The sequence below is a fragment of the Enterobacter cloacae complex sp.6700776 genome (assembly GCF_048284255.1).
Classification (GTDB): Bacteria; Pseudomonadota; Gammaproteobacteria; order Enterobacterales; family Enterobacteriaceae; genus Enterobacter; species Enterobacter intestinihominis.
Map to the genome: position 1 here is coordinate 71,617 of NZ_JBLVYK010000003.1, position 22,070 is coordinate 93,686.

Here is a 22,070-nt window from a genome sequence, read left to right on the forward strand (position 1 = left end):
CCGGCCTACGGTGTCTGGCTTTTGTAGGCCGGGTAAGGCGAAGCCGCCACCCGGCACAACAGGCATCAGAGCTTATCGAGCAACTTTTTCACGTCCTTACCAGACTGAGACTCTTTATTGCGGTCCGCCCAGTCATTCAGCCGACGTTTCGCTTCATCCTGAAGGTGCTTACGCAGGATCTGATCGACCTGCAAACTGTAATTGAGTTCCTGCCATTTTCCGTACACGCGCAGCGGTATCGGCGTCTGTTTCAGGAACTCGACAAGCTGGCCTTCCCCTTCCCAGCCGGCCTTCACGCGGACGTTGAAGCGGGTGTCAACCGTCTCTTTCACCAGATCCAGCGCGCCGTTTCCGGTCAGCGCCAGCAGGGACGAGATTCCCTGCATCTCGTCGAGCGAGAGCTGACCGTTGTCGAGGGCAAGCTCGCTGGTAAAGCTGTCGAGACGGGTTGCGCTGTCGTAGTTTTCATTCGCCTTCACGCTGCTGCTGCGCTCTACCGCCTGCTGCACCAGTTGCTGGAAGTTCAGCCCTTCCATGCGCGAATCTTTTAGCTCAACGTGCGCCTGCCCCTTCCAGCTACGACGGAAGGCGTCCGCATCAATCTTCGTGCCGGAGAAATCCCCGGCCAGCGACAGCTGCCCCGTGAGGGAAATCGGGTAATTAAAGGCTTTCAGGATGGTGCCAATCTCAACGTTTTCCAGACGCGGCTGGAACGCGGCGCTGGCAACGTCTTTACGTACGTCCAGCGTGCCCGGCAGGGAGAGATTTCCTGCCCCCATTTTTCCGCTGAGCTCAGAGATGACCAGCAGGCCGTTGTGGTTGAACATCTGGCTGTTGACGTCAGTAAAATCAATCCCACGCCAGCGCACGCTGTTCGCTTTCAGCAGAATGTCGGCGGTAAATCCGCGCAGACCATTGTAGTCAGGCAGATCGAGACTGGAGGAGATCACCGGACGCGACTGCGTGACCTGGCTTTGCCCTACCTGCGCGACACCCTCATCGGTTGCATTCACCGTTTGGGCCGCGAGCAGGTTCTCAAGGTTCAGCTTGTCGAATTGCAGATCCAACACCCACTTGGGTTTCTCATCAAGCGTGACGCTCGCCTGCCCCTTCAGGGAACTGTCGTTGGCCTGGAGGTTGAGCGCGTTCAGTTCGAGCTGTTTGCGCTCTTCGTGCCACACCGCCTGCATCGTGCCCTGGCCGGCGATCCCCTTCGCGGGTAAATCCGCGCCGGTCAGCTGCCAGTTGACCTGCTGAACGTCCGCCGTCAGCTGGTGCGGGTAGTCAGAGGCGTTCACGTTCGCATTCATCGACAGGTTGAGATCGCGCTGATTACGGTTGATCCGCCCGGAGAACTCCATGGTCGCGTGATGGTTGGCGTCCTGCTCCATCTTGAGGTTGATATTGCGGACGGTGATCTGTTCGTCATCCTCATGCTGGAAAACCAGCACGCTGTCAGCGACTTTCAGATTACCAATATCGAAAGACCAGCCGGTGTCAGACGGAACGTCAGGCAAAGTATTTTCACGCGGTGCGACCGGAGCATTCGCCTGACGAACGGCTTCGGTTTGTGGCGTAAGCTGAATCACCGCCCCTTTCAGCATCACCTGTTCAACCTGGAGCTGATGGGATAAGAGCGGGATGAGCGCGACATCAAGACGCATGTTATCCGCCGTAACAAGCGGCTGCGCGGCGCCCGGCGCGGTGAGCGACATACGTCCGGAGAGAATGCTGAGCTGCGGCCAGACGTGCCAGCGCAGCGGCCCGTCCAGCTTGAGTTCATACCCGCTGCGCGTTTCAACCTGCCGCACCATATAGACCCGGAAGTCATTCGGGTTAACCAGCAGCACCAACGCTGAAAGGCCAGCCACCAGCACCACCAGCAAAATCATCAGCGTTGTCAGAACTCTTCTCATGGCTTCCTCAGTGAACTCACAGATCAGTCTTTATCGATACGGCTGGCAACCGCACCCTGCTGGTCGCGATATTTTGCGTCCTGACGGCGGTTATAAGGACGGTCTGCCGGGCCGGTCAGCGGTTCGAAGCTCAACGCACCGATAATCATTCCCGGGCGAAGCGCCAGCGGCAGTTTACCGGCGTTAAAGAACTCCAGCACGATACGGCCAGACCAGCCCGGATCGATACGGTGCGCGGTGACGTGCACCATCAGGCCCAGACGCGCCAGAGAAGAGCGTCCGTCAAGCCAGCCGACCAGATCCGCAGGCAGCGTGACCGATTCAAAGGTCACCGCCAGCGCCAGTTCGCCAGGATGGAGATAAAACGCCTCTCCTTCTTCGATGACGATTTCGTCACTCATGACGCGATCCAGCGCCGCACTGACTTCGTCTTTCGGCCCGCTGAGGTCGATAAACGGTGCCGTGTGGCCGCTGAAGGTGCGGAACTTATTCCCCAGGCGTACATCGACGGTCACGCCGTTAATACGCTCAACCGGCGGACGCGGGGTGATAGACAGGCGGCCTTCATCCAGCCAGGCTTCTATATCGCGGTCACAAAGACGCATGGCACTTTCTCCTTTCGTGCATCGCGCCCTGAATCCTTACGGCATCAGGGCAAAACCAGGTTATCTCTGAACGGTACACAATTCACACGGCTTATTCAAAAAACTGACTGATTTTCGCTTTTAAGATATCAATGGCAATACGGTTTTTACCGCCGCGAGGCACAATAATATCGGCGTATTGTTTAGAAGGCTCAATAAATTGCAGGAACATCGGGCGAACGGTTTTCTGATACTGCGCCATCACGGAGTCCATGGAGCGACCGCGTTCGTTAACGTCGCGTTTAATACGCCGCATCAGGCAGATATCCAGCGGGGTATCGACGAAAATCGAGAAGTTCATTGATTCGCGCAGACGGGCGTCGGTGAGCAGCAAAATCCCTTCAAGGATAATCACCTTCTTGGGCTCAATGCGGATCGTTTCCTGGGTGCGGGTATGTTCCACGTAACTGTAGACGGGCAGCTCAATCGCCTCGCCGCGCTTCAGCGCTTCCAGATGCTGGAACAGCAGACTGTGATCCATCGCACTGGGGTGGTCGTAGTTGGTTTTTACGCGCTCTTCCATCGAAAGATGGGATTGATCTTTGTAATAGCTATCTTCGGGAATAACACCGATATGCTCATCACCCACTTGTTCACGCAGTTCGCGATAAAGCGTACTGGCAATAAGACTTTTACCTGAAGCCGATGCGCCGGCAATGCCTATGATGACGCACTGATGAGACTTATCAGTCATAAATTTAGCGACCTGATTAACCTGGATGTAAGGAAGGACGACGCCGGAGCGTCAAACGCGGCAATTATAGGGATTTCGGTGGCGTGATACCAGTCGAATGCGCAGGTTATGCGAGGCGGGCTGAAAAGCGCCGTTTCACGCCTTTAGCGAAATTTTTACGCACGGATTTTCACCATTTCATCCCCCTTCTTCGCAGAGTAACTATTTTATAAGTCTATGAAGTCAAAATCTGAGCACTCAGCATATGAATTGTAAAATGTTTGTACTAGCATAAACCAAATTAATGATTTCACGCGTCCGGAGCTGGCTCCTGACAACACGGCGTCCCTGGATAGAGCGGTAATGAATAAACAATACCAGCGGGTTTTGGTTACTACCCCACATCCTTTACTGCGGCTTGTCTGTCTGGGTCTGGTCACGTTCATCTTCACCTTATTTTCCCTTGAGCTGACTCGCTTCGGTTCGCTGCTGGCGCCATTGTGGTTCCCGACCTCCATTATGATGGTGGCGTTTTACCGCCATGCGGGAAAAATGTGGCCCGGCATCGCCCTCGCCTGCTCCTTTGGCAATATTTTTGCCTCGTGGATGCTCTTTTCATGGGAATCAATCAACTTAACCTACACGGCAATCAATATTATTGAGGCCTGTGTTGGTGCGGTGTTGCTGCGTAAGCTGCTCCCCTGGTATAACCCGCTGCAAAACCTCAACGACTGGATACGCCTTGCCCTCGGCAGCGCCCTGGTGCCGCCGCTGGTGGGCGGCATTCTGGTTCATTTTCTGGTGCCAGGCGCGGAGCCGCTGCGTAATTTTCTGTTTTGGGTACTTTCAGAAGCCATTGGCGCACTGGCGCTTGTACCGTTAGGTCTGCTGTTTAAACCGCATTACCTGCTGCGCCACCGCAACCCGAAACTGCTGCTGGAAACGCTGGTGACCCTGGTCATCACCCTGGTCCTGAGCTGGACGGCTATCACCTGGCTGCCGTGGCCGTTCACCTGCATCATCGTTTTGCTGATGTGGAGCGCGGTACGCCTGCCGCGAATGGAAGCATTCCTGATTTTTTTATTCACCATCATGATGGTGTCCTTGATGATGGCGCGAAACCCGCCCTCCATGACACCTTCAAACATGATGGTGACCTTCAACGCGCCATGGCTTCCCTTCCTGATGATGCTGCTCCCCGCCAACATTATGACGATGGTGATGTATGCCTTCCGGGCCGAACGTAAACATATTACGGAAAGCGAAGAACGTTTTCGTAATGCGATGGAATATTCCGCGATTGGTATGGCGCTGGTGGGCATTGAGGGCCAGTGGCTTCAGGCCAACAAGGCGCTGTGCAATTTCCTCGGTTACAGTCAGTCTGAGCTTCAGTCGCTCACGTTCCAGCAGTTAACCTGGCCGGAAGATTTAAATACCGACCTGGAGCAGTTGCAACAGCTGATTAACGGGGAGATCAACAGCTACAGCCTCGAAAAACGCTACTACACCCGCAGCGGCGAGGTGGTGTGGGCGCTGCTGGCCGTTTCCGTTGTGCGCCATGCAGACGGCACGCCGCTCTACTTTATTGCCCAGATTGAAGACATCAACGACCTGAAACAGACCGAGTGGGTGAATAAGCGTCTGATGGAGCGTATCACCCTCGCGAACGAAGCCGGCGGCATCGGGATCTGGGAGTGGGATCTCGAGCCGGACGTGATCAGCTGGGATAAACGGATGTTTGAGCTGTACGAGATCCCCCCGCACATTAAACCCACCTGGCAGCTCTGGCATGCGGCCATGGTGCCTGAAGATCGTGCGCACGCCGAACAGGTACTGCGTGAGTCACTCCAGGCCAGGGTGCCTTTCAAGCTGGAATTTCGCATTCGCGTCAAGGATGGCATTCGCCACATTCGTTCGCTGGCGAACCGGGTGCTGAACAAACAGGGCGAAGTGGAGCGGCTGTTAGGGATCAACATGGATATGACCGAGGTGAAGCAGCTGAACGAGGCGCTGTTTCAGGAAAAAGAGCGCCTGCATATCACCCTCGACTCCATCGGCGAAGCGGTGCTGTGCACCGATATCGACATGAACATCACCTTTATGAACCCGGTCGCCGAGAAGATGAGCGGCTGGTCGCAAAGCGAAGCGCTGGGTCAGCCCGTTCTGAAGGTGCTGCACATTACCTTCGGCGAGAACGGCCCATTAATGGAAAACATCCACAGCGGCGATATGTCCCGTACCGATATCGAACAGGATGTGGTGCTTAACTGCCGGAATGGCGGCAGTTTCGACATTCATTACAGCATTACCCCGCTCAGCACCCTGGAGGGGCACGCTATCGGCTCGGTGCTGGTGATTCAGGATGTCACCGAGTCGCGCAAAATGCTGCGCCAGCTGAGCTACAGCGCTTCCCATGACGCCCTTACCCACCTGGCGAACCGCGTCAGTTTTGAAAACCATCTTAAGCGCCTGTTGCAGACGGTACAGGAGACCCATCAGCGTCACGCGCTGGTCTTTATCGATCTTGACCGTTTTAAGGCGGTGAACGATACCGCAGGCCACGCGGCGGGCGACGCGCTCCTGCGCGAACTCTCTTCGCTGATGCTGACCATGCTGCGCTCCAGCGACGTGCTGGCGCGTCTGGGCGGCGACGAGTTTGGCCTGCTGCTGCCGGACTGCAACGTCGAAAGCGCACGCTATATTGCGGGCCGGTTGATCGACGCCATCAACAACTATCATTTTTCCTGGGAAGGACGCCTGCACCGCATCGGCGCCAGCGCGGGGATCACGTTGATTGACGACTCTAATCATCAGACAGCGGAAGTGATGTCTCAGGCCGATATCGCCTGTTACGCCTCGAAAAACAGCGGGCGCGGTGTGGTCACCGTCTATGAACCCCAGCAGGAGCGGATCCACAGCACGCGCAGCATGATGTCGCTGGATGAGCAGTGGCACATGATCAAAGATAATCATCTGCTGATGATCGCCCGCAGCGTCGCCTCACCGCGCATTCCCGAGAGCAGTAGCTTCTGGCTGATTTCCCTGCGGTTGTGGACCAGCCAGGGGGAAGTGCTGGAAGAGCATGCCTTCCGCGCCGGGCTGGCGGAGCCGGAGCTGCTGCACGCCCTTGACCGACGTATATTCAGCGAATTTTTCCGTACCTATGCCGCACAGGTGGCGGCCAAAGGGATGGGCGTCGCGCTGCCGCTCTCAGAAGCGGGTTTAGCCAGCGTCACGCTGGTGGATGAGCTGCTCGACCTGATCACCAGAGGTCCGCTGCCGGCGCGGCTGCTGCATCTGGCGATCGCCGTTGATGTGCTGAGCAATACGGATGAAAACGTGCAGCAGGGTCTGCAAAAGCTTCGTCAGGCTGGCTGTCGCGTGGTGCTGACCCGGGTTGGACGCGATATGAACGTCTTCAGCCAGCTCAGCGCCAACACCGCTGATTATCTGCTGCTGGATGCAGACGTGGTGACCAACGTCCACGGCAATCTGATGGATGAGATGATGGTGACCATCATTCAGGGCCACGCCCAGCGTCTGGGCATAAAAACCATTGCCGGGCCATGCCATCAGTCGATCATGATGAATACGCTGTCGGGCATCGGCATTGACTTTATTTACGGCGACACCATCGGGGAAGCGCAGCCGCTCGATCTACTGCTGAATACCAGCTATTTCGCCATCAACTGACGGCGACCAGCCGTCGGTGTACCAGATATGTAACAGCGCATACGAGCGCCACGGCTGCCAGCGCTCGGCATAGCGACGGATCTGCGCGGGCGTCATACCGGCAAAGCGCTGTTTAATGAGATAATCATCCGGCAGGAAAACATCCTTCGCCTGCCAGCCGCGCAAGGCCAGATAATTTGCGGTCCAGCGCCCGATGCCGGGGCGCTGCTGTAGCGCCTTCATCCCGGCCTCGACGTTCGCAGGCGGGAACAGCGGGAATTCACCCTCCACCACCGACTGCGCCAGATGAATCAACGACTCCGCACGCTTGAGCGGCATCCCAAGGGATTTCAACGCCAGCGGATCCACCGCGGCCAGTACCTCTGGCGGAGGAAAACAGAGGTAGCCCGGCGCGTCCTGGATGGGTTCACCGCACAGCGCCACCACTCTTGACGCCAGTTTTGCCGCCATCGCCACGCTCACCAGTTGCCCGAGAATGGCGCGCACGCCCTGCTCGTAGGCATCCATCGCGCCCGGCAAACGTAACCCCGGCCGCGCCGCGCCGAGGTCGCCCAGGGTCTGCGCAATTCTTAGCGGGTCGCAATCAAGATCGAACAGGCGGGCAATGCGATCCAGGCAAATATCCGCCACCGGGATCAGGCCAGGGCTGAGCGACACCGCCAGCGTATGGGTTGCGCTGTCTGGCGTAACCCGTAAAACGCCCTGGTGCCCCGCATAGCCAAAACTGCGTTCGTAGTAATCCTCCGTAACGGTCTCAACCCCTGTGACCGCACGCGCGGCAAGAAAGCCAAACATCCACTGCCAGTCGTAGGGCGGTTGCCAGTTCAGGGTGTACATCGTCTCTCCTTTTGTATTTACCTCAGCATAAACCGAAAGATCGCGTTGCGCCTTGCTTTCATATTCCTGTTGTCGCCTGGCAGACATTTCGCTAAAGTCTCGCCCCTTCTCACCGGCATGGGGATTTATTGTGTTTATTGGATTCGACTACGGCACCGCAAACTGCTCGGTTGCGATAATGCAAAACGGACAACCGCAGCTCCTGAAAATGGAAAACGGCAGTACGCTGTTGCCGTCAATGCTCTGTGCGCCCACGCGTGAAGCGGTGAGCGAGTGGCTGTTCCGCCATCATCAGGTTCCGGCCACGGCGGCGGAAACCCAGGCGCTGCTGCGCCGTGCGGTCAGCTTTAACCGCGAGGAAGATATCGACGTTACCCCTTCCAGCGTGCAGTTCGGCCTCTCTTCCCTCGGGCAGTACATTGAAGACCCGGAAGAGGTCTACTTCGTTAAATCGCCGAAATCCTTCCTTGGCGCCAGCGGACTGAAGCCACAGCAGGTGGCGATGTTTGAAGATCTGGTCTGCGCGATGATGCTGCACATCCGCAATCAGGCGCAGTCGCAGGTGCCGGATGCCATCACCCAGGCGGTGATTGGCCGTCCGATCAACTTCCAGGGGCTGGGCGGCGACGAAGCCAACCAACAGGCGCAGGGGATCCTTGAGCGTGCAGCGCACCGGGCTGGCTTCCGTGACGTGGTGTTCCAGTATGAGCCGGTTGCGGCGGGGCTGGATTTTGAAGCCACGCTGACGGAAGAGAAACGGGTGCTGGTGGTGGACATCGGCGGTGGTACGACGGACTGTTCATTACTGCTGATGGGTCCGCAGTGGCATAATCGTCGCGATCGTGAAAACAGCCTGCTGGGGCACAGCGGCTGCCGCGTGGGCGGTAACGATCTGGATATCGCCCTGGCATTCAAGAGCCTGATGCCGCTGCTCGGCATGGGCGGTCAAACCGAGAAAGGCATCGCCCTGCCGATCCTGCCATGGTGGAATGCGATTGCCATCAACGACGTCCCTGCCCAGAGTGATTTTTACAGCACCGCGAATGGGCGTTTCCTTAACGATCTGGTGCGTGATGCGCAGGATGCAGAGAAGGTCGCGCTGCTGTATAAGGTGTGGCGTCAGCGTCTGAGCTACCGGGTGGTGCGCACCGCCGAAGAGAGCAAAATCGCCCTTTCCGATCGTCCTGAGCATGCGGTTACGCTGCCGTTTATCAGTGACGATCTGGCTACGGCTATCACCCAGGAAGGGCTGGAAATGGCGCTGGCTCAGCCGCTACAGCGTATTCTGGAGCAGGTGCAGCTGGCGCTTGAGAATGGCAAAGAGAAACCGGACGTGATTTACCTGACCGGCGGTAGCGCCCGTTCACCGCTGATCAAGAAAGCGCTGGCGGAACAGCTGCCGGGGATCCCGATTGCCGGCGGCGATGACTTTGGCTCCGTTACGGCAGGGCTGGCGCGCTGGGCGCAGGTGGTGTTTAGCTAATGGAGTTGTGCCGGGTGGCGCTGCGCTTACCCGGCCTACGGTTCGAGGATCTTGTAGGCCGGGTAAGGCGAAGCCGCCACCCGGCGAAACAACGCACCACACTCAGACCATTCCTGACAGTCTTCCATATTTCCTCCATTTTTCCGCTGTGTTACCTGACTAAACTAGTATCATTCCCCGAAAGTGTTTCAGGACGAGAACGTATAACGATGAAAGGCAGTAACAAATCCCGCTGGGCAATCGCCGTTGGTCTGATTGTGGTGGTCCTGGCCGCCGCCTGGTACTGGCACAGCCAGTCCGCGAACTCCACGGCACCTGCTGGCGCCAATAGCCCCTCACAACGTCCAACGGGCGGCGGGCGCCACGGTATGCGCGGCGCGGCGCTGGCACCGGTGCAGGCGGCAACGGCGGTGAATAAAGCGGTGCCTCGTTATCTCTCCGGGCTGGGAACCATCACCGCCGCCAACACCGTGACGGTACGTAGCCGCGTGGATGGTCAGCTGATGGCCATCCACTTCCAGGAAGGCCAGCAGGTGAAAGCCGGCGATCTGCTGGCGGAAATCGACCCAAGCCAGTTTAAGGTGGCCCTGGCGCAGGCGCAGGGGCAGCTCGCGAAAGACAAAGCCACCCTCGCCAATGCCCGCCGCGATTTAGCCCGCTATCAGCAGCTGGTAAAAACCAACCTCGTGTCGCGCCAGGAGCTGGATACCCAGCAGTCTCTGGTCAGTGAATCTCAGGGCACCATCAAGGCCGACGAAGCCGCGGTCGCCAGCGCCCAGCTCCAGCTCGACTGGAGCCGGATCACCGCGCCGATTGACGGCCGCGTGGGCCTGAAACAGGTTGATATCGGCAACCAAATCTCCAGCGGCGACACCACGGGCATCGTGGTGATCACCCAGACGCACCCTATCGATCTCGTCTTTACCCTGCCGGAAAGCGACATTGCGACGGTGATACAGGCGCAGAAGGCCGGAAAAGCGCTGGTGGTTGAAGCCTGGGATCGCACCAACAAGCAGAAGCTGAGCGAAGGTTCGCTGTTGAGCCTGGATAACCAGATCGATACCACCACCGGCACCATCAAGCTTAAAGCACGCTTCAACAATCAGGACGATGCCCTGTTCCCGAATCAGTTCGTCAATGCGCGAATGCTGGTCGCGACAGAAGAAAACGCCGTGGTGATCCCGACGGCGGCCCTGCAAATGGGCAGTGAAGGCAACTTTGTCTGGGTGCTGAACAGCGAAAACAAGGTCAGCAAACATCTGGTGAAAACCGGGATCCAGGACAGTCAGACGGTGGTGATCAGTGCCGGGCTGTCCGCTGGCGACCGCGTCGTAACCGACGGTATTGACCGTCTGACCGAAGGGGCGCAGGTCGAGGTGGTGGAAGCGCAGAATACAGGAGCAAAAGCCTGATGCAGGTGATGCCGCCGAGCTCTACAGGTGGGCCATCACGCCTGTTTATCTTACGTCCGGTTGCGACGACCCTGTTGATGGTGGCGATCCTGCTGGCCGGGATCATTGGCTACCGTTTTCTGCCCGTGTCGGCGCTGCCGGAAGTGGACTACCCGACCATTCAGGTTGTCACCCTCTATCCGGGCGCCAGTCCGGATGTGGTGACGTCCGCCATCACCGCCCCGCTGGAGCGCCAGTTCGGCCAGATGTCTGGCCTGAAGCAGATGTCCTCCCAGAGCTCCGGCGGCGCCTCGGTCGTCACGCTTCAGTTCCAGCTCACGCTGTCGCTGGACGTCGCCGAGCAGGAGGTGCAGGCCGCGATTAACGCTGCCACTAACCTGCTGCCGTCTGACCTGCCGAATCCACCGGTTTACAGCAAGGTCAACCCGGCAGACCCGCCGATCATGACCCTTGCCGTCACCTCCTCGGCCATGCCGATGACGCAGGTGGAAGACATGGTTGAAACCCGCGTGGCGCAGAAGATTTCGCAGGTGACCGGCGTGGGACTGGTGACGCTGGCGGGCGGTCAACGCCCCGCTGTGCGCGTTAAGCTCAATGCCCAGGCCATTGCCGCGCTGGGGTTAACCAGCGAAACCATTCGCACCGCCATCAGCAGCGCCAACGTTAACTCAGCGAAGGGCTCGCTCGACGGCCCAACCCGTGCGGTTACGCTCTCCGCCAACGACCAGATGCAGTCCGCCGATGAGTACCGTCAGCTGATTGTGGCCTATCAAAACGGCGCGCCGATCCGCCTCGGCGACGTGGCAACCGTCGAACAAGGCGCGGAAAACAGCTGGCTCGGGGCGTGGGCTAATAAGCAGCAGGCGATTGTCATGAACGTTCAGCGCCAGCCGGGCGCGAACATTATTGATACCGCCGACAGCATTCGCACCATGCTGCCGCAGCTGGTGGAAAGCCTGCCAAAATCGGTGAGCGTGAAAGTGCTTTCTGACCGCACCACGAATATTCGCGCCTCGGTGTCAGACACCCAGTTCGAGCTGATGCTGGCGATTGCGCTGGTGGTGATGATCATCTACCTGTTCCTGCGCAACGTTCCGGCAACCATCATTCCCGCCGTCGCCGTGCCGCTCTCGCTGGTCGGGACGTTTGCGGTGATGGTGTTCCTCGACTTTTCGATTAATAACCTGACGCTGATGGCGCTCACCATCGCCACCGGGTTCGTGGTGGACGATGCCATCGTGGTCATCGAGAACATCTCGCGCTATATCGAAAAAGGTGAAAAGCCCTTAGCCGCCGCGCTGAAGGGCGCAGGAGAAATTGGCTTTACCATTATCTCGCTCACCTTCTCGCTGATTGCGGTGCTGATCCCGCTGCTGTTTATGGGGGATATCGTCGGGCGGCTGTTCCGCGAGTTTGCCGTGACGCTGGCGGTCGCCATTCTGATCTCTGCCGTGGTGTCGCTGACGCTAACGCCGATGATGTGCGCCCGCATGCTGAGCCACGAGTCCTTGCGCAAGCAAAACCGCTTCTCGCGCGCCTCCGAGCGGATGTTCGAGCGCATTATCGCCGCCTACGGCCGCGTGCTGGCGAAAGTCCTGAACCATCCGTGGGCAACGCTCGGCGTGGCGCTCGGCACCCTGGCGCTCAGCGTCATGCTGTGGATTTTCATTCCGAAAGGCTTCTTCCCGATTCAGGACAACGGCATTATTCAGGGCACGCTTCAGGCGCCGCAGACGGTCTCCTTCGCCAACATGGCGCAGCGCCAGCAGCAGGTGTCTGAGATCATCATGAAAGATCCGGCGGTGGAAAGCCTGACTGCCTACGTGGGCGTGGACGGCACCAACCCGTCGCTCAACAGCGCGCGCCTGCAAATTAACCTTAAACCGCTTGATGACCGCGACGATCGCGTCAACGCGGTAATTGAGCGCCTGCAAAGCGCGGTGGCGCGCGTGCCGGGCATTGAGCTGTATCTGCAACCGATCCAGGATTTAACCATTGATACGCAGGTGAGCCGCACGCAGTACCAGTTTACGCTCCAGGCCACCTCGCTTGATGCACTCAGCACCTGGGTGCCGCAGCTGGTGGATAAGCTGAAAGCACTGCCGCAGGTTTCTGACGTCAGCAGCGACTGGCAGGATAAAGGGCTGGCGGCGTACGTGAACGTCAACCGCGACACCGCCAGCCGTCTGGGCATTACCATGTCCGACGTGGATAACGCCCTGTATAACGCCTTTGGTCAGCGGCTGATCTCCACCATTTACACCCAGGCCAACCAGTATCGCGTGGTGCTGGAACATAACACCGAGAACACGCCCGGGCTTGCCGCGCTGGACTCAATACGCCTGACCAGCAAAGACGGCGGGATTGTGCCGCTCAGCGCCATTGCCAGCGTGGAAGAGCGCCACACCCCGCTGTCGATTAACCATCTCGATCAGTTCCCGTCCACCACCATTTCGTTCAACGTGCCGGACGGGTATTCGCTGGGCGAAGCGGTGGAGGCCATTCTGGGCGCGGAGAAAGAACTCAGCTTCCCGTCCGATATTCAGACCCAGTTCCAGGGCAGTACGCTGGCGTTCCAGGCCGCGCTGGGCAGCACCGTCTGGCTGATTGTCGCGGCGGTGGTGGCGATGTATATCGTGCTTGGCGTGCTGTATGAGAGTTTCATCCACCCGATCACCATCCTCTCCACCCTGCCGACAGCGGGCGTGGGGGCGCTGCTGGCGCTGATGCTGGCGGGGAGCGAACTGGACGTGATTGCGATCATCGGCATCATCCTGCTTATCGGCATCGTGAAGAAAAACGCCATCATGATGATCGACTTTGCGCTGGCCGCCGAGCGCGAGCAGGGTATGGCGCCGCGCGAGGCCATTTACCAGGCCTGCCTGCTGCGTTTTCGCCCGATCCTGATGACCACTCTCGCCGCCCTGCTGGGCGCACTGCCGCTGATGCTGAGCACCGGCGTGGGGGCCGAACTGCGCCGTCCGCTGGGCATCGGCATGGTCGGCGGTCTGCTCGTGAGCCAGGTGCTGACGCTGTTTACCACGCCGGTTATCTACCTGCTGTTTGACCGTCTGGCCCTGTGGACAAAAAGCCGCTTCCCGAAACGTGAAGAGGAGGCGTAAGTGAAGTTTTTCGCCCTCTTCATTTACCGTCCTGTAGCGACGATTTTACTCTCCGTCGCTATCACTCTGTGCGGCGTGCTCGGCTTCCGGCTGCTGCCGGTGGCCCCGCTACCGCAGGTCGATTTCCCGGTGATCATGGTCAGCGCCTCGCTGCCGGGTGCCTCGCCGGAAACCATGGCCTCATCGGTGGCGACGCCGCTTGAGCGATCGCTTGGGCGAATTGCCGGGGTTAACGAGATGACCTCCAGCAGTTCGCTGGGCAGCACGCGCATCATTCTGGAATTTAACTTCGACCGGGATATCAACGGTGCGGCGCGCGACGTGCAGGCTGCGATTAACGCCGCCCAAAGCCTGCTGCCGAGCGGCATGCCGAGCCGTCCAACCTACCGCAAGGCCAACCCGTCCGATGCGCCGATCATGATCCTGACGCTTACGTCAGAGACCTACTCCCAGGGCGAGCTGTACGATTTTGCCTCCACCCAGCTGGCGCAAACCATCGCCCAGATTGACGGCGTGGGCGACGTGGACGTCGGCGGCAGCTCCTTGCCCGCCGTGCGCGTGGGGCTGAATCCGCAGGCGCTGTTTAATCAGGGCGTGTCGCTGGACGACGTGCGATCCGCCATCAGCAACGCCAACGTGCGTAAGCCGCAGGGTGCGATCGAGGACAGCAGCCACCGCTGGCAGATCCAGACCAACGACGAGCTGAAAACCGCCGCCGAGTATCAGCCGTTGATTATTCACTACAACAACGGCGCGGCGGTGCGCCTGAGCGACGTCGCCAGCGTCACCGATTCGGTGCAGGACGTGCGTAACGCCGGGATGACCAATGCCAAACCGGCGATTTTGCTGATGATCCGCAAGCTGCCGGAAGCCAACATCATTCAGACGGTGAACAGCATCCGCGCGCGGCTGCCGGAGCTTCAGGAAACCATTCCGGCGGCCATCGATCTCCAGATTGCGCAGGACCGCTCCCCCACCATCCGCGCCTCGCTTGAAGAGGTAGAGCAAACGCTGATCATCTCCGTCGCGCTGGTAATTCTGGTGGTGTTCCTGTTCCTGCGCTCGGGGCGCGCCACGCTGATCCCGGCGGTAGCGGTCCCGGTATCGCTGATAGGCACCTTTGCCGCCATGTACCTGTGCGGGTTTAGCCTTAACAACCTGTCGCTGATGGCGCTGACGATTGCTACCGGGTTTGTGGTGGATGACGCCATCGTGGTGCTGGAGAATATCTCGCGTCATCTGGAAGCGGGCATGAAGCCGCTCCAGGCGGCGCTTCAGGGGACGCGCGAAGTGGGCTTCACGGTCCTGTCCATGAGCCTGTCGCTGGTGGCGGTGTTCCTGCCGCTGCTGCTGATGGGCGGCCTGCCGGGGCGACTGCTGCGCGAATTTGCCGTCACGCTCTCCGTCGCCATTGGTATCTCACTGGTGATTTCGCTGACGCTAACGCCGATGATGTGCGGCTGGATGCTAAAGCGCAGCCAACCACACTCACAGCCGCGCAGGAAAGGCTTTGGCCACGTCCTGATGGCGATGCAGTCCGGCTACGGCAAATCGCTGAAATGGGTGCTGAACCACACGCGTATTGTCGGGCTGGTGCTTATCGCCACCATCGGGCTCAACGTCTGGATGTATATCACCATCCCGAAAACCTTCTTCCCGGAGCAGGATACCGGCGTGCTGATGGGCGGTATTCAGGCAGACCAGAGCATTTCGTTCCAGGCGATGCGCGGCAAGCTTCAGGACTTTATGAAAATCATCCGGGAAGATCCGGCCGTAGACAACGTTACCGGCTTTACCGGCGGCTCGCGCGTTAACAGCGGGATGATGTTTATTACCCTTAAGCCGCGCGGTGAACGTCACGAAACGGCGCAGCAGATCATTGACCGCTTGCGGGTGAAGCTCGCCAAAGAGCCGGGGGCAAACCTGTTTTTGATGGCCGTTCAGGATATCCGCGTCGGCGGACGACAGGCTAACGCCAGCTATCAGTACACCCTGCTCTCGGATGACTTAGCCGCCCTGCGCGAGTGGGAGCCGAAGATCCGTAAAGCGCTGGCCGCGCTGCCGCAGCTGGCGGACGTGAACTCCGACAGCCAGAACAACGGCGCGGAGATGGCGCTCACCTACGATCGTGAAACTATGGCCCGCCTGGGCATTAACGTGGAGGCGGCCAACAGCCTGCTTAACAACGCCTTCGGGCAGCGTGAAGTCTCCACCATCTATCAGCCGATGAACCAGTACAAGGTGGTAATGGAAGTTGATCCGCGCTACACCCAGGACATCAGCGCGCTGGACAAGATGTTTGTGATCAATGATGACGGCAAGGCGATCCCGCTGTCGTACTTCGCCAGCTGGCAGCCGTCGAACGCGCCGCTGTCGGTGAACCACCAGGGGCTTTCCGCCGCCTCGACCGTGTCGTTTAACCTGCCAACCGGCTCGTCGCTGTCTGAGGCCAGCGATGCCATTAACCGCGCCATGACCCAGCTCGGGGTGCCCTCCTCCGTGCGCGGCAGCTTTGCCGGTACGGCGCAGGTGTTCCAGGACACCATGAACTCGCAGGTCATTTTGATCCTGGCGGCCATTGCCACGGTGTACATCGTGCTGGGCGTGCTGTATGAAAGCTACGTGCACCCGTTGACCATTCTCTCCACGCTTCCCTCTGCGGGCGTGGGGGCGCTGCTGGCGCTGGAGCTGTTCGGTGCTCCATTCAGCCTCATCGCGCTCATTGGGATCATGCTGTTAATAGGTATTGTGAAGAAAAACGCGATAATGATGGTTGACTTTGCCCTGGACGCCCAGCGCAACGGCAACCTGACGCCGGACGAGGCGATATTCCAGGCCTGTCTGCTGCGTTTTCGCCCGATCATGATGACTACGCTGGCCGCGCTGTTCGGCGCACTGCCGCTGGTCATATCCGGCGGTGACGGCTCTGAACTGCGCCAGCCGTTGGGGATCACGATCGTTGGCGGCCTGGTGATGAGCCAGTTGCTGACGCTCTACACCACGCCGGTAGTCTATCTGTTCTTTGACCGCCTGCGGCTGCGTTTTTCGCGTAAAAAGAGAACCACGGTGACCGAGTAAATGACCGACCTACCCAGTAACGTTCGCTGGCAATTGTGGATCGTCGCGTTCGGCTTCTTTATGCAGTCGCTGGACACGACCATCGTGAACACAGCCCTCCCCTCAATGGCGAAAAGCCTGGGGGAGAGCCCGCTGCACATGCATATGGTGATTGTCGCCTACGTGCTGACGGTCGCCGTGATGCTGCCCGCCAGCGGCTGGCTGGCGGATAAAGTCGGCGTGCGGAACATCTTTTTCACCGCCATTGTGCTGTTTACCACCGGGTCGCTGTTTTGCGCCCAGGCCAATACCCTCGACCAGCTGGTGATGGCGCGCGTGCTACAGGGTGTCGGCGGTGCGATGATGGTGCCCGTCGGGCGGTTAACGGTGATGAAAATTGTTCCGCGCGCGCAGTATATGGCGGCGATGACCTTCGTCACCCTGCCCGGTCAAGTCGGCCCGCTGCTGGGCCCGGCGCTGGGCGGTATTCTGGTGGAGTATGCCTCCTGGCACTGGATCTTCCTGATCAACCTGCCGGTCGGTATTATCGGCGCGATTGCCACCCTGACGCTGATGCCGAACTATAAAATGCAGACCCGGCGCTTTGATTTCTTTGGCTTCATCCTGCTGGCAGCTGGCATGGCGACGCTCACCCTGGCGCTCGACGGGCAAAAAGGGCTGGGGATCTCCTCCCTGTCGCTCGCCCTGCTGGTAGCGCTGGGTGTCACCGCCATTCTCTGGTATCTGTGGCATGCCAGAGGCAACGCTAACGCGCTGTTTAGCCTGAACCTGTTCAAGAATCCCACCTACCGTCTTGGTCTGTTCGGCAGCTTTGCCGGACGCATCGGCAGCGGCATGTTGCCGTTTATGACGCCGGTATTTTTACAGATTGGGATGGGCTTCTCGCCGTTCCATGCCGGGCTGATGATGATCCCGATGGTGCTCGGCAGCATGGGGATGAAGCGTATTGTGGTGCAGGTGGTAAACCGCTTTGGCTATCGCCGGGTGCTAGTGGCCGCCACGCTCGGGCTGTCGCTGGTTAGTCTGCTGTTTATGACCGTGGCGCTGCTGGGCTGGTACTACATCCTGCCGCTGGTGCTGTTCTGCCAGGGGATCATCAACTCCATGCGCTTCTCGTCGATGAACACCCTGACGCTGAAAGATCTGCCGGACGAACTGGCGAGCAGTGGTAACAGCCTGCTGTCGATGATCATGCAGCTCTCTATGAGCGTGGGGGTCACGGTCGCCGGATTGCTGCTCGGCATGTACGGTCAGCACCATCTCAGCGCCGACACCCCCGTCGCGCATCAGGTCTTTTTATACACCTACCTCAGCATGGCGGTAATTATCGCCCTGCCCGCTTTTATCTTTGCCAGAGTACCGAATGACACGACCAAAAACGTTGTGATCCGACGCGGCAAAAGGAGTGCACCATGAAATTCTGGCGTCCGGGGATCACCGGTAAGCTTTTTGTGGCGATTTTCGCCACCTGTATCGTCCTGCTGATTACCATGCACTGGGCGGTGCGGGTCAGCTTTGAGCGCGGCTTTATTGACTACATCAAGCACGGTAACGAACAGCGCTTACAGGGCTTAAGCGACGCGCTGGGGGAACAGTATAGCCTGCACGGTAACTGGCGTTTTCTGCGCAATAACGATCGTTTTATATTTCAAATTCTGCGCTCGCTGGAGCACGATAATGACGACGACCGTCCGGGGCCGGGCATGCCGCCGCACGGCTGGCGCACCCAGTTCTGGGTGATTGATCAGGAGATGCGCGTGCTCGTTGGCCCACGCTCGCCGGTACCGCCGGACGGTACAAAGCGCGCCATCACCTCGAACGGCGCCACGGTGGGCTGGGTTATTGCCTCGCCGGTCGAGCGGCTGACGCGCAACACCGACATCAACTTTGACCGCCAGCAGCGCCAGACCAGTTGGCTGATTGTCGCGCTTTCTATCCTGCTTGCGGCGCTCGCCACCTTCCCGCTGGCGCGCGGCCTGCTGGCGCCGGTTAAACGCCTGGTGGAAGGCACGCATAAGCTGGCGGCGGGTGATTTCTCGACCCGCGTGGACACCCGCAGTCAGGATGAACTGGGCAAGCTGGCGCAGGACTTCAACCAGCTCGCCAGCACGCTGGAGAAAAACCAGCAGATGCGCCGCGACTTTATGGCCGACATTTCGCACGAGCTGCGCACCCCACTGGCGGTGCTGCGCGGCGAGCTGGAGGCGATTCAGGACGGCTTGCGGCAGTTCACCCCCGAATCCGTGGCCTCGCTACAGGCGGAAGTCGGTACGCTGACCAAACTGGTGGACGATCTGCATCAGCTTTCCATGTCCGATGAAGGCGCCCTGGCCTACCAGAAAGCCCCAATCGACGTGATCAATATCCTTGAAGTCGTGACCGGCGCGTTCCGCGAACGCTTCGCCAGCCGTGACCTGAAAATCAACCTCTCGCTGCCTGACAGCGCGGTGGTATTCGGTGACAGAGATCGCCTGATGCAGCTGTTCAATAATCTGCTGGAGAACAGCCTCCGCTACACCGACGGCGGCGGCGGGTTGCATATCTCCGGCAAGCAGGAAAACGGGCGCTTTGCCCTGACCTTTGCGGACTCCGCCCCTGGCGTGAAGGATGCGCAGCTGGAAAAACTGTTCGAGCGCTTCTATCGCACCGAAGGTTCGCGTAACCGCGCCAGCGGGGGCTCCGGCCTTGGGCTGGCGATTTGCGTAAACATTGTGGAGGCGCATGGTGGCACCATCCGCGCCGCCCATTCGCCTTTTGGCGGGGTTAGCATTACAGTAGAGTTACCTCTGGAACGGGATTTATCGAGGGAAGCATGACCGAGTTACCGATTGACGACAACACACCGCGTATTTTGATCGTGGAAGACGAGCCTAAACTTGGGCAACTGCTGATCGACTATTTGCGCGCTGCGAGCTATGCGCCAACGCTTATCAGCCACGGCGACCAGGTGCTGCCCTACGTGCGCCAGACGCCGCCGGATCTGATCCTGCTGGATCTGATGCTGCCGGGTACTGACGGCCTGACCCTGTGCCGGGAAATTCGTCGTTTCTCCGATGTGCCCATCGTGATGGTGACGGCCAAAATTGAAGAGATCGACCGTCTGCTGGGGCTCGAAATCGGCGCCGACGATTACATCTGCAAGCCTTACAGCCCGCGGGAGGTGGTCGCTCGCGTGAAAACCATCCTCCGCCGCTGCAAGCCGCAGCGTGAATTGCAGGTGCTGGATGCGCAAAGCCCGCTGATCGTCGACGAAAGCCGCTTCCAGGCGAGCTGGCGCAGCAAACTATTGGATCTCACCCCAGCGGAGTTCCGCCTGCTGAAAACCCTCTCCCACGAGCCGGGAAAAGTGTTTTCCCGCGAGCAGCTGCTCAACCATCTGTATGACGATTACCGCGTGGTGACCGACCGCACCATCGACAGCCACATCAAAAACCTGCGCCGCAAGCTGGAGGCGCTGGACGCCGACCAGTCGTTTATTCGCGCGGTGTACGGCGTGGGGTATCGCTGGGAAGCGGATGCGTGCAGGATTGCCTGACAACATTCTCCCCTCACCCTGCCCTCTCCCCAGGGGGGAGAGGGTGTTTTAGTCCCCTCTCCCCCCTGGGGAGAGGGTTAGGGTGAGGGGTCCGGGCTTTACCTCCCCGCCCCGCAGCGCTACAATGCCCGCCCTTAAAGTGGGGGATCTCCCCTTACCGCTGCACCTGGTGCACGCGGATCTGACCTGTCATCAGAACGAGAACAAACATGTTTAAACCGGAACTTCTTTCCCCGGCGGGAACGCTGCAAAATATGCGTTACGCTTTCGCCTATGGCGCCGACGCCGTCTACGCGGGCCAGCCGCGCTATTCGCTGCGCGTGCGTAACAACGAATTCAACCATGAGAATCTTCAGCTCGGCATCAACGAAGCGCATGCCCTGGGCAAAAAATTCTACGTGGTGGTGAACATCGCGCCGCACAACGCCAAGCTGAAAACATTCATTCGTGACCTGAAGCCGGTCGTGGAGATGGGGCCGGACGCGCTGATCATGTCGGACCCGGGTTTAATCATGCTGGTTCGGGAGAACTTCCCGGAGATGGACATTCACCTCTCGGTGCAGGCTAACGCCGTCAACTGGGCAACGGTGAAATTCTGGAAGCAGATGGGGCTGACCCGCGTCATTCTGTCTCGCGAGCTGTCTCTCGAAGAGATCGAAGAGATCCGCACCCAGGTGCCGGATATGGAGATCGAAATCTTCGTCCACGGCGCGCTGTGCATGGCCTACTCCGGCCGCTGCCTGCTCTCTGGCTACATCAACAAGCGTGACCCGAACCAGGGCACCTGCACCAACGCCTGCCGCTGGGAATATAACGTTCAGGAAGGCAAAGAGGATGACATCGGTAACATCGTGCATAAACACGAGCCGATCCCGGTCACCAACGTTGAGCCAACGCTGGGTATCGGCGCGCCTACCGACAGCGTGTTTATGATCGAAGAAGCCAAACGTCCGGGTGAGTACATGACCGCCTTCGAAGACGAGCACGGCACCTACATCATGAACTCGAAGGATCTGCGCGCCATCGCGCACGTGGAGCGTTTAACCCAGATGGGCGTGCACTCCCTGAAAATCGAAGGCCGCACCAAGTCCTACTACTACTGCGCTCGTACCGCGCAGGTGTATCGCAAAGCCATCGACGATGCCGCCGCCGGTAAACCGTTCGACACCAGCCTGCTGGAAACGCTGGAAGGTCTGGCGCATCGCGGCTATACCGAAGGTTTCCTGCGTCGACATACCCACGACGACTACCAGAACTACGAGCATGGCTACTCCATTTCCGAACGCCAGCAGTTTGTAGGCGACTTCACCGGCGAGCGTAAAGGCCCGCTGGCCGCTGTCGCCGTAAAAAACAAATTCACTAAAGGCGACAGCCTGGAGCTGATGACACCGCAGGGCAACATGAACTTCCGCCTGGAGCATCTGGAAAACAAAAAAGGTGAGGCGATTGAGGTCGCACCTGGCGACGGCCATGTGGTCTGGCTGCCGGTTCCTGAAGAAGTAAAGCTGGAGTTTGCGCTGCTGATGCGCAATTTTGAAGGTGAAAATACCCGTAATCCACACGGCAAATAGTCAATCAACGGGATTTTTTCACGCTGGGATAATTCTTAGAATCGGATCACATACCGCTTCGTTCAATACGGGTATTATCCCCCCGCTGAAAAACATAACCCATAAA

Annotated in this window: 13 protein-coding genes; 9 read left to right on the forward strand and 4 right to left on the reverse strand. The window is 59.0% G+C overall.

Going from position 1 to position 22,070, the window contains the following annotated elements:
- Window positions 1-65: 65 nt before the first annotated feature.
- The 3 genes from asmA to udk form a co-directional block, all read right to left on the reverse strand.
- Complete coding sequence (asmA, locus tag ACNQ0T_RS06520) at window positions 66-1,916, reverse strand: outer membrane assembly protein AsmA (protein WP_417929788.1); 1,851 nt, start codon at window positions 1,914-1,916, stop codon at window positions 66-68.
- A gap of 23 nt (window positions 1,917-1,939) precedes the next feature.
- Window positions 1,940-2,521: a dCTP deaminase gene (dcd, locus tag ACNQ0T_RS06525; protein ID WP_417929790.1), complete on the reverse strand. Its 582-nt coding sequence runs from the start codon at window positions 2,519-2,521 to the stop codon at window positions 1,940-1,942.
- 91 nt (window positions 2,522-2,612) lie between these two features.
- Window positions 2,613-3,254 (reverse strand): uridine kinase, encoded by a 642-nt coding sequence (gene udk, locus ACNQ0T_RS06530; protein WP_000130320.1) that lies wholly within the window; start codon window positions 3,252-3,254, stop codon window positions 2,613-2,615.
- Window positions 3,255-3,596: 342 nt separating this feature from the next.
- Between udk and ACNQ0T_RS06535 the strand changes: the two genes are divergently transcribed.
- On the forward strand, window positions 3,597-6,926 hold the full coding sequence (locus ACNQ0T_RS06535) for a diguanylate cyclase (protein ID WP_417929791.1): 3,330 nt from the start codon (window positions 3,597-3,599) through the stop codon (window positions 6,924-6,926).
- Here the strand turns inward: ACNQ0T_RS06535 and alkA are convergent.
- The gene (alkA, locus tag ACNQ0T_RS06540; protein WP_155024638.1) at window positions 6,891-7,763 is read right to left on the reverse strand and encodes a DNA-3-methyladenine glycosylase 2; all 873 of its coding nucleotides are present in this window, start codon (window positions 7,761-7,763) and stop codon (window positions 6,891-6,893) included. The two genes, ACNQ0T_RS06535 and alkA, sit on opposite strands and share 36 nt — an antisense overlap.
- 130 nt (window positions 7,764-7,893) lie before the next feature.
- On the opposite strand from alkA, the gene yegD reads away from it, so the two are divergent.
- The 8 genes from yegD (at window position 7,894) to yegQ (ending at window position 21,964) form a co-directional block, all read left to right on the forward strand.
- Window positions 7,894-9,246: a molecular chaperone gene (gene yegD, locus ACNQ0T_RS06545; RefSeq protein ID WP_171936079.1), complete on the forward strand. Its 1,353-nt coding sequence runs from the start codon at window positions 7,894-7,896 to the stop codon at window positions 9,244-9,246.
- A 209-nt stretch (window positions 9,247-9,455) separates the two neighbouring features.
- Complete coding sequence (locus ACNQ0T_RS06550; RefSeq protein ID WP_032623941.1) at window positions 9,456-10,658, forward strand: MdtA/MuxA family multidrug efflux RND transporter periplasmic adaptor subunit; 1,203 nt, start codon at window positions 9,456-9,458, stop codon at window positions 10,656-10,658.
- The gene (locus ACNQ0T_RS06555) at window positions 10,658-13,780 is read left to right on the forward strand and encodes an MdtB/MuxB family multidrug efflux RND transporter permease subunit (protein WP_023300557.1); all 3,123 of its coding nucleotides are present in this window, start codon (window positions 10,658-10,660) and stop codon (window positions 13,778-13,780) included. The genes ACNQ0T_RS06550 and ACNQ0T_RS06555 overlap by 1 nt, the downstream gene beginning before the upstream one ends.
- Window positions 13,781-16,858 (forward strand): multidrug efflux RND transporter permease subunit MdtC, encoded by a 3,078-nt coding sequence (gene mdtC, locus ACNQ0T_RS06560; protein ID WP_022648648.1) that lies wholly within the window; start codon window positions 13,781-13,783, stop codon window positions 16,856-16,858.
- Window positions 16,859-18,274: an MFS transporter gene (locus tag ACNQ0T_RS06565; RefSeq protein WP_045308641.1), complete on the forward strand. Its 1,416-nt coding sequence runs from the start codon at window positions 16,859-16,861 to the stop codon at window positions 18,272-18,274.
- A complete protein-coding gene (gene baeS / locus ACNQ0T_RS06570; protein ID WP_063199105.1) occupies window positions 18,271-19,674 on the forward strand; it encodes a two-component system sensor histidine kinase BaeS in 1,404 nt (467 codons plus the stop codon). The genes ACNQ0T_RS06565 and baeS overlap by 4 nt, the downstream gene beginning before the upstream one ends.
- Window positions 19,671-20,393 (forward strand): two-component system response regulator BaeR, encoded by a 723-nt coding sequence (gene baeR / locus ACNQ0T_RS06575; RefSeq protein ID WP_015572364.1) that lies wholly within the window; start codon window positions 19,671-19,673, stop codon window positions 20,391-20,393. Before baeS ends, baeR begins: the two co-directional genes overlap by 4 nt.
- Window positions 20,394-20,602: 209 nt before the next feature.
- Window positions 20,603-21,964: a tRNA 5-hydroxyuridine modification protein YegQ gene (gene yegQ / locus ACNQ0T_RS06580; protein WP_163347759.1), complete on the forward strand. Its 1,362-nt coding sequence runs from the start codon at window positions 20,603-20,605 to the stop codon at window positions 21,962-21,964.
- Window positions 21,965-22,070 lie beyond the last annotated feature (106 nt).